This is a genomic window from Cerasibacillus sp. JNUCC 74 (genome assembly GCF_053667775.1).
The window spans coordinates 3,022,709-3,035,503 of the sequence record NZ_CM132207.1; the positions used below are offsets into that span (position 1 = coordinate 3,022,709).

Genomic DNA, 12,795 nt, shown 5'->3' on the forward strand with positions numbered 1-12,795 from the left:
AACATAAAGGCAAACTTTACATCAATTAGATAGCGGATAAATTAGAAACATTCCTCACATACTAAATGATAAATAAAGTTCTCAACCTAGTTCTTTAATGTATCCAATACCTAAGTTAACTGAGTTCCCTCATGGAAAAATATCAGTTTCATTACATTTTATTAAATAATCATGCTTTTTAACGTATATTGGAAATTTTTCTAAGAAGCCATTCCTCTATACTAAATCGATACCCATACAATTTTTATCAAAATAAAATATTGAATGAAAGGTGTGAAATTAAGGAGGGAATTATGAGAAGAATAACAACAAAAAAACGTAAAACAACTATTTTCCCGACAAAACTCACACAATTGGAAACGCGATTAAAAAAAAGATTTACAAATAACCATGATTTAAGTTATACCATATACCAACTTGAAAACAAACGAATTGCAGTCTTTTATATAACTTATTTAATTGATACAAACAAATTAGAAGCATCTTTATTACAACCTCTTTTAGAAAAAAAGGAAACGTTAAGCCTAACCTCTGCTTCTTTACTCAATCATATACCTTTAAGCTCAGGGAAAATAGAAAATCAAATAGATCATATATTTAGAGGTATGTTATTAGGAGACGTATTTATCTATATTGAAGATGAAGCAGAAGCTATCTCTTACCCATTAAAAAAAGACGAAAAAAGAGACCTGTCCAAGCCAGAAACAGAATCGGTTGTTCTTGGACCACAAATTGCATTTACAGAATCCTTAGCAACCAATATGAATTTAACTCGAAAAGCAATCTTATCAAATGATCTTGTCTTAGAGAAAATTATGGTTGGAAAAAGATTCCCAAAAGAAGTGAGAATAGCATATATAAGTTCAATTGCCAATCAAGAAGATATTAATACGTTGCGACAGCGCTTAAAGGATTTAGAAGTGGATTCCGTGGAGGATAGTTCTGTATTAATTCAATTGATTGAAGATCACTCAGTAAGCATATTTCCACAATTTTACGAAACTGAATTACCCGACCGCTTTACCTATTCAATCTGCAAAGGACGTATCGGTGTACTCGTCGATAATAGTCCTACGGGCATAGTTGCTCCTACTTCGTTATTCAGTTTCTTTGAGTCAACAGAAGATTTATATATGCGCTGGAATATTGGCTCTTTTTTTCGGATGTTGCGATTTTTAGCGATGTTAATATCTGTTTTCTTAACACCCTTCTATGTTGCAGTTGTAACCTATCACTATGAAATCATTCCTACACCATTGCTTATTTCTCTCGGCCAATCAAGGGCAAATGTTCCATTTCCACCAATTTTTGAAGCGATTCTTTTAGAATTGTTGATCGAATTATTACGAGAGGCAGGAGCACGTTTACCTACAAAGGTCGGGCAAACAATGGGGATTGTTGGTGGTGTAGTTGTAGGTACAGCAGCAGTACAAGCAGGTTTAACGAGTAATATTTTAATTATCTTTGTTACCTTAAGCGCCCTAGCGTCGTTTACTGTGCCTAGTTATTTAATGGGAACTACCATTCGTATTCTTCGCTTTCCAATGATTTTATTAGCTGGATTATTGGGAATAATTGGAATCATGCTTGGTGCCTGCTTTATCATCATTCACTTGCTGAAATTAACGTCATTAGGAAGACCTTATCTGACTCCAATTTATCCATTTAATTGGCAAGATCTAAATAAAACGTTCTTTCGCCTTCCACACCATATGGATTCCAAACGGTTTATCTCCTCCCGTTTAAAAGATCTTTATCGATTTAATAAAGAGAAAGTTAAAAAGAAAAAAGATATTGACGAGTAGGTGTGTTATGAACGTTAATCTAAATATTAAACCGAACGAGCAAATTAGATCTTTCTATTTGTTTTTTATCATTGCATCGATTCAAATTGGTGTAGGAATTATGGGAGTACCGAGACTTATATATAAAGAAGCAGGAAGAGATGCTTGGCTATCTGTATTAATCGCTTTTTGTTATATAAGTCTCCTACTTGCCGTTATGCTCTTTATATTAAAACAATATAAAAATGCGGATATATTCATCATACAAACAGATATATTTGGTACGTTTATTGGAAAAGTATTAGGTACGTTTTACATCGTTTATTTTATGTTTAATCTATTTACCGTCCTAATCACGTATGTCGAAGTACTAACCATTTTTATCTTCCCGGAATTAAACAAAACCGTCATGTCCTTATTATTAATGAGCTTGGTCATTTATAGTGTGCTTGGCGGCATAAGAGTTATTGTTGGTATTTGCTTTCTTTTTTTCATTTTCTCCCATTGGCTCGCCGTCCTGTTAATTGAACCAATTATGGATATGGATTGGACGCATTTTCAGCCCATGTTCCAGGCATCCTTCACTGAATTATTAAAAGGTGCTAAGCAAACTTCATATACTCTTACGGGAATAGAACTGTTATTTTTGCTTTACCCCTTTATTCAATACAAGAAAACTGCAAAATTCCCCGTATTTCTTGGTGTCGTATTCTCCTGCTTTACAATTTTAATTGCTACCGTACTTGTGACCGGTTATTTTACGCCAGAGGGAATCGACTCTCGTGAATGGTCTGTACTCGGACTCTTTAAAAGTCAATCCTTTTCTTTTTTAGAACGCTTTGACTATATTGTTGTAGCAGAGTGGATGATGGTTTCATTGCCAAATATGGTGCTCTTTTCCTGGGCTGTGACCTATGGGTTAAAGCGGTTATATCACATTCCGCAAAAAAAATCACTTTATATTTTGGGCGCAGCTACGGTAATTACCAGTATATTTACAAATGAACATTATATTATCCAAACGGTAATAAATATAACTGCTCAAATGGGAATATGGATTGTCTATGTCTATCCATTTATTTTATTGCCTTTTGTATTATTCAAAAGAAAACTGAAAAGGCGTAGAAAGGTTGACGGATAAGAATGAAAGGTAAGTATCTCTTTAGCTTCATAACATTATTATTTTTACTATCTGGTTGCGTTGAACCAAAACAGATTGAGCAGCTAGCTATTATCAATGCTCGTGGAGTTGATCAATTAAAACAAACAAGTGATGAATTAATCGAAACGACACTGGTTATTTTTCAATTTGATACGCAAACAAATGATATTACCAAAATTGCTACAGGAACCGGAAAAACCATTAAAGAAGCTAGACATCACGCTGACTCAAAGACAAGTTTTACACTTTCACCGGGACAAATTCGCCTGGAGTTATATGGAATGGATACAGCAAAATCAGGCATTAGTCCATATTTAAATACCTTATATCGTGATGCTCGAACAACCGATCGGGTTATGCTGGCAATTACAGATAAAACTGCTAAAGAGGTTCTTACCACTGGACAGGAAGTAACAAAAATTAACGTTGGATTATTCATCAATGGTTTGATAAAGCAAAAAATCACAAATGATATGATACCAAAAGCAGAACTAAATGATTTCACCCATGCTTTTTATGAAAAGGGAAGAGATCCTGTTTTGCCTCTTATTACTACGGATGATGGGGTTCCTGCTTTAACAGGAGCAGCCCTATTTAAGGGAGATACTTTTGTAGGTAAATTATCATTAAGACAAGCATTATATATTAATCTAATCTTAAAAAAAATTAAAGCACCTTCATTTAATATAGGTGTGCCGGAAGAACCATTGAAAAATTATATCCAAGAAGAGCTATCCGAAAATGAAAATGAAGATATTTATCTCAATGGCCAAATCCTTTCCGGCAAAGATAGGACTAAATTAATGGATAAAGATAAACTAACTTTTCAAACCGATATTACCATTGAAATGAATATTCTTGAATTATCCAAAGAGTTAGAGTTAGAAAATGAGAAAGTCGTTGAAAAACTAGAAAAAGAAATCGGAAACCAAGTGGAAAGAGAATATGAAAAATTATTAGAAGCAACTCAAGAAATGGGTGCTGATCCTTTTGGTTATGGCGAAATATATCGAATTCATAAGAAAAATGGCAAGCTAAAAAAAGGAGAATGGCATAAGCTTTATCCAAATATAAAAGTAAACTTTAATGCCAATATAAAAATTGTTGAATATGGAGCTATTCGCTAAATAGCTTCTCCACCAATCCTTTAACTAACATGATGGTTTAACACTTGTAGTGATTGAAAAAAGAAATAAAGTGAACCTTCATTCAGTAGGAATTTGCTTCCCTCTCCTACTGAATGTTAGTACCACAAGGGTATGACCTAAAGGCCCTTGAACCAATCGGGCATTTAGGTGCCGTTTCTTCCACTTTTGATCCCTTGTATCAACTCAAGCTCTTGAAGAAGCAGGAGTCTTTCGGCACCTTACATGCGGGATAAAGTGAAACTTCATTCCGTGGAATGCTTTTTACACGGAATGTTAGTTGAACCAATCGGGCATTTAGGTGCCGTTCTCTCCCACTTTTGACCCCTTGTATCAACACAAGCTCTTGAAGCAGGAGTCTTTCGGCACCTTACATGCGGGATAAAGTGAAACTTCATTCCGTGGAATGCTTTTTACACGGAATGTTAGTTGAACCAATCGGGCATTTAGGTGCCGTTTCTTCCACTTTTGATCCCTTGTATCAACTCAAGCTCTTGAAGAAGCAGGAGTCTTTCGGCACCTTACATGCGGGATAAAGTGAAACTTCATTCCGTGGAATGCTTTTTACACGGAATGTTAGTTGAACCAATCGGGCATTTAGGTGCCGTTTCTTCCACTTTTGACCCCTTGTATCAACTCAAGCTCTTGAAGCAGGAGTCTTTCGGCACCTTACATGCGGGATAAAAAGACACGAAAAGATGGAAGCAGCGAACTATCAAACTGTAGTATGACATGAACCTTCAGAAACAAGTTGACGAAGACAATACGATGTTTTTATTTCTCTTCATGTAAATTGAATTTTTTTAAAAAGATACTCTAGCTTACTTGCATCCCTAATCATAAATTGTTACGATAAAATAGTTCTATACATGAACTATTTATGAAGTGAACTATTACACCTTGGGGGGAGGAACATGGATCTTAAACAAATTATGGATCGTTATCAAACTGCTTATAACACAATTAATCGCAGCTTTAATGCACTGCTCAAAGAACAAAGCCATTCTGATATTACCAGCGATCAATATATCACTTTAGATCATATTTTAAGGCATCAGCCCTGCACCAGTACTGAAATAGCGGCTACATTCGGAATTGGTAAAAGTGCTGTATCTGCACAAATTCATCGTTTATTCATGAAAGGATTAATTGCAAAAGCACCAGATAAAAATGATCGTCGAATTGTATATTTATATGTAACGGAACAGGGTAAACAATTGGTCGAATATACGGAAGTAGAGATACAAAAAGAGCTGGCAAACTACTTATCTCATTTTAACGATGATGAAATCTACTCATTTATTCAATTATTAGAGAAATTAGCTTCGTTAATGGAGAAAAAATAGGTATGATGCTTTTCTAATGAGCATCATCAAAGAAAGGATGTTCTACATGAAACACATCATTAAGCTCCGTTGGTATATAGCAGCTCTATGGCTTATCGCAGCAACGGCACTTTTTTTTCTAGCACCTAATTTACAGGAGCTTGTTCGAGAAAAAGGGCAAATTACGGTTCCTGAAGGTGCTCCTTCAGAAAAAGCTCAAGAATTACTTGATGCTATGTCACCAGAGGCCGAAAATGCTACCAGTGGTGTCCTTGTCTTTCATGAGGAAGATGGATTGACAAAAGATGATCGTAAAGCCATTGAAAAAGGGATCTCTACCTTAAAAGAAAACAAAGAAGAACTTGGTGTATCAGATATACTTGACTTTAGAGAAGACCCAGCAATTAAAGACCAGACAGTATCCGAAGATGGTACAACAATCCTTGTACCTTTTCAAGTATCATTAGAGGATCAAAATATTTTAGAATCAAGAACAAAAATATTAGAAGCTGTTGACGACATTCAAGTAGATCACCACTTAACAGGGGAACAATATATTGAACAAGATATCATTAAAAACTCTGAAGAAGGGTTGAAAAAGACAGAAATTATAACCGTTGCGTTAATTTTAATTATTTTATTTGTCGTATTTAAATCTTTAGTTGCACCATTTATCCCGCTCTTAACAATAGGGATCAGCTATTTAGCAGCACAAGGAATTGTAGCCATTCTTGCCGATACAGTTGGCTTTCCTCTCTCTACCTTTACACAAATATTTATGGTTGCTGTCATGTTTGGTATTGGTACAGATTACTGTATTTTATTAATTAGTAGATTTAAAGAAGAAATTCAGCATCAAGATTCGATTAAAGAAGCTGTTATAAAAACATATAAATCTGGTGGGAAAACCATATTATTTGCTGGCTTAGCCGTATTAATTGGTTTCTCTACAATTGGTTTATCTACTTTTTCTCTCTATCAATCTGCTGTAGCAGTCGCAATTGGGGTAGCAGTTGTATTATTAGCATTGGCAACCTTAGTACCCTTCTTCTTAGTCGTTTTAGGAAAAAAATTATTTTGGCCATTTGATAAAAATGTAGAACATAAAGAAAGTAAACTGTGGAAAATGGCAGGACATTTTTCCTGGACCAGACCATTCCTATCCCTACTCATTGTAGCACTTATAACCGCTCCGTTCCTCATTACCTATAATGGTGATAAATCTTATGATTCGTTAGATGAGATGGGGGACGATTACGGTTCAAAAATTGCCTTTAACTGGATAGCTGACAGCTTCGGTCCAAGTCAAACAATGCCGTTAACGGTTGTCTATCAGCTTGATGATGAAAAGATTGATACAACGGAGGACTTTCAAACGATTGCTATGCTCACAGAGGAACTAGCAAAGCAAGATAAGGTTGATCAAGTTCGAAGCGCGACAAGGCCAGCTGGAAATGTCATTCCAGAGTTTCTCGTCGATGAGCAAACAAGTCAGCTTGCAAATGGCATTGGCAAAAGTACAGATGGTATCCAAGAAATTGAAAAAGGTTTACGTGACGCTGCATCAGAAATAAAGAATGCATCCCCTCAGCTTGAGGAAGCCCAATCTGGTGTTGACCAGTTATTAGAAGGAACCTCAGCTGCTGAAAATGGTGTTGGAGAACTTAGCAGTGCCCTAACAGAAATTCAAAAAGGGATTGAATCCGGATCAAAAGGCGCAGGTGAAATTCGCAAGAACCTGCAAATGATAAAAGATAATTTAGATGAAACAATTGCTGGAAATAAACAGCTTCTTAAAGGGTATCAAGCAATTGCTGACGGTCTAGAAGGATTCGGCTCTGGAAAAGTCAATACGGAACAATTAAACACCATGATAAATACATTAAAAGATACGAAACAACGCGTATCCACGATGCATCAAATAGCGATTGAAGCAAATCCTGAACTACAAACAAATATGAAATATATGGAAAGCCATCAACGAGCATTAGGACAAATTGACGGAATAATCAATGGCGTTAATGAAATGAAAACAAATCTAAACCAATTATCTCAAGCACAGAATCAACTTGAGCAACAAGTGATTACACCTTTACATCAACTTAACGAAGGATTTCAGCAATCCATTTCCGGTCAAGAGCAATTATCCAAAGGAATTGGAGAACTGTTGAATGGTATTGATCAATTACAAGCAGGATTAAACCAAGCTGCTGACGGGCAGAGCCAAGTGAACAATCATATTCCTTCATTACAACAAGGGTTGTCACAGCTTTATGGCGGACAGAAACAGTTAAAAACGGCATTTAGTGATATAGAGGGACAACTTGATAAATTAGCTAGCGGATTAACAGAGGCGTCAGATGGGTTACAGGAAATTGATAGTGGCTTATCGGAAGTTAAAAACTATCTCGGAGAAATCAAAACAAAAGATAGTAATCCAATCGTCGTTATTCCAGATCAAGCATTAGAAAACGAAGATTTTATGGAAGGAGCTAATCAATATCTTTCCGAAGATAAATCGATCGTAAAATTTGAAGTACTTATTGAACAAAATCCGTATTCCACAGAAGCCATTCAAATGGTAGATAAAATGAAACAAGTTGCAGATAATGCTACAACTAATACGATCTTTTCCGATAGTGAACCATACATCGGCGGCGTTAGCAGTACGAATAATGACCTGCAGAATATATCGAATGAGGACTATTCGAGAACGGTTGTCATTATGCTGAGTGGACTGTTTATCATGCTGATCTTGTTACTACGTTCCTTTGTTATGCCAATCTACTTGATTGGGTCACTCATCTTAACGTATGTAACATCGATGGGAGTAGCGGAACTTATTTTCACCCAACTATTTGGCTATGACGGATTAACCTGGGCCATTCCTTTCTTTGCTTTTGTTATGTTGATGGCTTTAGGTATCGACTACAGTATCTTTTTAATGGATCGCTTCAATGAGTATAAAGAAGTTCCCGTAAAAGAAGCGCTGATTCACTCTATGAAAAACATGGGTACGGTTGTCATATCGGCAGCCATTATACTTGGCGGAACCTTTGGTGCTATGCTTCCATCTGGCGTACTATCGTTATTACAGATTGCAACGGTCGTATTAACAGGGTTATTCCTATATGCTTTTATCGTCTTACCGTTATTTATTCCAGTCATGGTTAGACTATTTGGTAAAAACAACTGGTGGCCATTTAAACATCATGCAAAGCAAAAAAACGAATAACGGATATTATCTCAAAAAGAATAGAAGAGCGGCTGCCAAAAGACTAGCCGCTCTTCTATTCTTTATTTCTTTTGTGCTTGCTTAATAATGTTAATCACACGTTCCTTTGCACTTTCCGTTTTATACTGTTTCATCATATCAATCATTATTGGGGCATATTCGCGCAATTGGTCTAACTCATTCAGTAATGACTCCGCGGTTAACGCTTCTTCCTCCAACACTCTAGCATAGCGCTTTTTAGCAAACGATTTAGCATTAAGAATTTGATCTCCTCGACTTGCTTGAAGTGATAACGGAATAAGTAGCATTGGTTTTTGTAAAGCCAAAAATTCAAAAATAGCATTTGCACCCGCTCGTGAAAGAACATAATCGCTAGCTGCAAAAATATGCTTCAATTCTTTATGAATGTATCCAAACTGTACATACCCTTTGTATTTAATTGTAGGATCTACTTTGTCTTTCCCGCAAATATGAATAATTTGAAAGGCAGAAAGTAGCTGGGGCAGGCTTTCCCTTACGGTTTCATTGATCTTCTGTGAGCCTCCACTACCTCCCATCACTAATAAAACCGGTTTTTCCTTATTTAATCCTGCTATTGCTAGCCCTTCCTCTCTATTTCCTTGAAACAGCTCGTCACGAACTACTGCACCAACATATTCACTTTTTTTCGCTGGAAGATAGTCCATTGTTTCCGGAAATGTTGCTAGCACCTTTTTGGCAAAAGGAGTAGCAATTTTATTCGCAAGTCCCGGGGTATAATCTGATTCATGTATAACCGCTGGTACGCCAGTTAATTTCGATGCTAATAGAACAGGAACCGATACAAACCCGCCCTTAGAAAAAATAACACTTGGTTTCGTATTTCTAATAATACGAGCTGCCTGAAAAGTTCCCTTTAATACTTTAAACGGATCCTTTAAATTCTCAATCGATGCATAACGACGTAATTTTCCTGTTGAAATCGGATGATATGTGACACCGCCCAGTTCCTCAATTAATTTACGCTCAATTCCGTTTTTAGAGCCAATATATTCAATTTGCCATCCGTGCTGTTGATAATAAGGAATTAATGCTAGATTAACAATCACATGTCCCGCTGTGCCGCCGCCTGTAAATAAAATACATTTATGATTCATACGTAAAACGTCCTTTCCTTTCAAACTCCTTTACAAAACGGTATAATATCTTTTATACTCCTCTTCTATCCTATTAAAAAATACAATAAAAAGGAAGAGAATTATTATGTATGCAACAACTAGTTTAGGTCAAAAGTTAAAGCTGTTTAGTGTTATTTTAGTCCCCATCCTTGTTACACAAATAAGTATGTATTTAATGAATATTTTCGATACGATGATGTCTGGACAGGCTAGTGCAATAGATCTTGCCGGTGTTGCCATTGGCTCAAGCTTATGGGTTCCCATTTTCACAGGAATTAACGGCATTTTATTAGCGATCACTCCAATTATTGCCCAATTATTAGGTGCAAAGTCCATTGAAAAGATTACTGAAATGGTTCAACAGGCAATCTATCTTTGTTTTTTATTAGCAATCTTTGTTTTTATTATGGGGGTTCTATTGCTTAACCCTGTAATTGAATTGATGCAATTAGAAAACGGTGTAGCTCATACCGCAAAATTTTATTTAATTGCCCTTGGAACTGGAATTATTCCTTTATTTATTTTTAATACATTACGCTGCTTTATTGACGCACTTGGACAAACACGTATATCTATGTTGATTATTTTATTGTCATTGCCATTGAATCTGTTTTTTAATTATGTATTTATTTTTGGAAAATTTGGTGTGCCAGCTTATGGTGGAATTGGTGCAGGAATAGCAACGTCCATCACGTATTGGCTCGTATGCATAATCGCCTGTATTGTCGTTCATAAATTATCTCCATTCCGTCAATTTAATGTTCTTATCCACTGGATTAAACCATCTTTTTCCGTTTGGTGGGAACAATTAAAAATAGGCGTTCCTATTGGCTCTGCCATGTTTTTTGAAACAAGTATTTTTTCTGCTGTAACTTTATTTATGAGTGCTTATAGTACATATACGATTGCAGCACACCAAGCAGCAATGAATTTTGCTTCGCTTTTATACATGATCCCACTTAGTGTAGGAATGGCGTTAACGATTGCAATAGGATTTGAAGTCGGAGCAAAGCGATTTCGTGATGCCAGAGTGTATGGATATATCGGTATAAGCGGTGGGATTTTCATTGCCACATTTGCCGGGTTAGTTATATATTTTTCCAGGGATATAGTTGCTGAATTATATAATTCTAATCAAGAAGTAATAACATTAACGAAGCAATTTCTTATCTATGCCATTTTCTTTCAATTCGCAGATGCTTTCGGTGCGCCTCTTCAAGGAGCATTACGTGGTTATAAAGATGTGCATATTACATTAATTATGGCTTTAGTTTCCTATTGGATCATTGGCCTGCCTGTCGGTTGGGTTCTCGCTAACTTTACATCATTAGAGCCGTTCGGATATTGGGTAGGAATCATCACTGGATTATCTTGTGGCGCTATTGCATTGTTAGCTCGTCTCCTTTACTTACAGCACAAGTTCAGCAAAAAAGCTGTATATATTAAAGGTTAATCAATCAGGAAAAAAGGAGCCGTTTCTCTTAAAGCTCGAAAAATTATAAACAGATTTTTCGGAGAGAATACGGCACCTTTGCTGGGTATGGAAGAACTTAGCTTATACACTTAAATTTTCCTTAGATAAATTCGCTAATTGTAAAGAAAGTAGTAACTTTTTTATTATAGAAAAATTCCAACAACAGATGCGGATAAAATGGACGCTAATGTTGCCCCAATTAATAGCTTCATCCCAAAGCCAGATACGCTTACTGCTTTTTCCGCATCTATTCCTTTTACGGTACCGGCAATAATACCAATAGATGAGAAGTTAGCAAAACTTGTTAGAAAGACTGTCACAATTCCGATAGTTTTTTCTGACATTTGACCTAACAAAGGTTGAAACTCTAACATGGCAACAAATTCGTTGGTTACAATTTTAGTACCCATAATAGCACCTGCATTAATAACCTCACCAGGGGAAATTCCCATTAATAATCCAATTGGTGCAAGAACATAACCTAATATTTGTTGCAGCGTAGTACCTGCGAAAATTAATTGGATGAGCCAGTTAACCAAATCTAGTGAAGCAATAAATGCAATCAACATTGCTGCAACAATCAGTGCAATTTTCCCACCTTCTAGTGCACCATTACCCATTGCCTCAAAAATGCTTTTATCATTACTAACATCCTTTATATCTACTACATCTTTTTCCTTCGGTACATTAACCGGTGCTATTACAGAGGCGACCATAAGTGCACTGAACATATTTAGTGGTAATGCAACTAAAACATATTCAGCTGGAAGCATTTGTAAATATGCACCAACAATCGATGCTGATACAGAACCCATTGCGGAAGCACTAACAATATAAAGACGATTGTCATTTAGATAGTGGAATTGTGAGCGAATAGCAATTAACGTTTCCGATTGTCCAAAAAAGATACTGTTAACAGCATTAAACGATTCCACTTTTGGCAGACCTGTTACTTTTGAAATTAAAGCTCCAATATACTTGATAATTGTTGGCAGAATTTTCAAATATGTGAGTACAGATAATAAGGTTGCAAAGAAGACAATTAATAAGAGAACATTAAAAAAGAAGACGCCGCCTTCTTCTAGCTGAAAACCTCCAACAACAAAGTTTATTCCCTTTGAACCAAACTCAATCAATTTATTAAAACCTGCTGAAATACCCGTAATAACTGCTTGTCCAACTTCAGTTTTAAACATAAATAATGTGATCAGAAGCTGAAAGACTAGCATAATACCAATGGCTTTGTAATTAATATTCTTTTTGTCATTTGACATCAAATATGCTATTCCAAGAACAACAGCAATGGCTAATAACCCAAGAAGAATCCCCACGATGTATTTCCTCCCTTAATTAATGTAACTGTTTTCATAGTTCTTTCAATAGTTATTGTAACAAGTTGTCAGACGTCATGCAAGTGATTGTTTTTTCTGTCAATTATTGTCCATATAAATATATTTCCCTACCACTTTGTGTAATAATCTAGTAATTACTATTACTTGTTTTTAGAGCATAA

General features: G+C 35.9%; 8 protein-coding genes. 6 read left to right on the top strand and 2 right to left on the bottom strand.

The features are described 5' to 3' along the window. Positions 1-293 precede the first annotated feature (293 nt). From JNUCC74_RS13525 to JNUCC74_RS13545, 5 genes are all read left to right on the top strand, one after another. Entirely contained in the window at positions 294-1,805 is a 1,512-nt protein-coding gene (locus JNUCC74_RS13525) for a spore germination protein (protein WP_454065756.1), read from the top strand. Positions 1,806-1,812: 7 nt separating this feature from the next. After that, positions 1,813-2,925, top strand: coding sequence for a GerAB/ArcD/ProY family transporter (locus tag JNUCC74_RS13530; RefSeq protein WP_454065757.1), 1,113 nt, complete (start codon positions 1,813-1,815; stop codon positions 2,923-2,925). 2 nt (positions 2,926-2,927) lie between these two features. Further along, positions 2,928-4,073, top strand: coding sequence for a Ger(x)C family spore germination protein (locus JNUCC74_RS13535; RefSeq protein ID WP_454065758.1), 1,146 nt, complete (start codon positions 2,928-2,930; stop codon positions 4,071-4,073). A gap of 932 nt (positions 4,074-5,005) precedes the next feature. Then, positions 5,006-5,437 carry a MarR family winged helix-turn-helix transcriptional regulator gene (locus JNUCC74_RS13540; RefSeq protein WP_454065759.1) on the top strand — a complete coding sequence of 144 codons (432 nt, stop codon included), beginning with the start codon at positions 5,006-5,008 and terminating at the stop codon, positions 5,435-5,437. Between the two features lie 46 nt (positions 5,438-5,483). Continuing rightward, on the top strand, positions 5,484-8,651 hold the full coding sequence (locus tag JNUCC74_RS13545; RefSeq protein ID WP_454065760.1) for an MMPL family transporter: 3,168 nt from the start codon (positions 5,484-5,486) through the stop codon (positions 8,649-8,651). A 62-nt stretch (positions 8,652-8,713) separates the two neighbouring features. On the opposite strand, the gene JNUCC74_RS13550 is transcribed toward JNUCC74_RS13545, so the two are convergent. Further along, complete coding sequence (locus JNUCC74_RS13550; protein WP_454065761.1) at positions 8,714-9,787, bottom strand: undecaprenyldiphospho-muramoylpentapeptide beta-N-acetylglucosaminyltransferase; 1,074 nt, start codon at positions 9,785-9,787, stop codon at positions 8,714-8,716. A gap of 106 nt (positions 9,788-9,893) precedes the next feature. Here JNUCC74_RS13550 and JNUCC74_RS13555 point away from each other — a divergent pair, with 106 nt between their 5' ends. Further along, positions 9,894-11,261, top strand: a complete 1,368-nt coding sequence (locus JNUCC74_RS13555) for an MATE family efflux transporter (RefSeq protein WP_454065762.1) — start codon at positions 9,894-9,896, stop codon at positions 11,259-11,261. A gap of 164 nt (positions 11,262-11,425) precedes the next feature. Here JNUCC74_RS13555 and JNUCC74_RS13560 read toward each other — a convergent pair whose 3' ends face one another. Next, positions 11,426-12,613 carry a NupC/NupG family nucleoside CNT transporter gene (locus tag JNUCC74_RS13560; protein WP_454065763.1) on the bottom strand — a complete coding sequence of 396 codons (1,188 nt, stop codon included), beginning with the start codon at positions 12,611-12,613 and terminating at the stop codon, positions 11,426-11,428. Positions 12,614-12,795 lie beyond the last annotated feature (182 nt).

Excerpts from the sequence above, each read along its gene's own strand:
- JNUCC74_RS13525 (WP_454065756.1), top strand. The coding sequence starts at position 294 with ATGAGAAGAATAACAACAAAAAAACGTAAAACAACTATTTTCCCGACA.
- JNUCC74_RS13530 (WP_454065757.1), top strand. The coding sequence starts at position 1,813 with ATGAACGTTAATCTAAATATTAAACCGAACGAGCAAATTAGATCTTTC.
- JNUCC74_RS13535 (WP_454065758.1), top strand. The coding sequence starts at position 2,928 with ATGAAAGGTAAGTATCTCTTTAGCTTCATAACATTATTATTTTTACTA.
- JNUCC74_RS13540 (WP_454065759.1), top strand. The coding sequence starts at position 5,006 with ATGGATCTTAAACAAATTATGGATCGTTATCAAACTGCTTATAACACA.
- JNUCC74_RS13545 (WP_454065760.1), top strand. The coding sequence starts at position 5,484 with ATGAAACACATCATTAAGCTCCGTTGGTATATAGCAGCTCTATGGCTT.
- JNUCC74_RS13550 (WP_454065761.1), bottom strand. The coding sequence starts at position 9,787 with ATGAATCATAAATGTATTTTATTTACAGGCGGCGGCACAGCGGGACAT.
- JNUCC74_RS13555 (WP_454065762.1), top strand. The coding sequence starts at position 9,894 with ATGTATGCAACAACTAGTTTAGGTCAAAAGTTAAAGCTGTTTAGTGTT.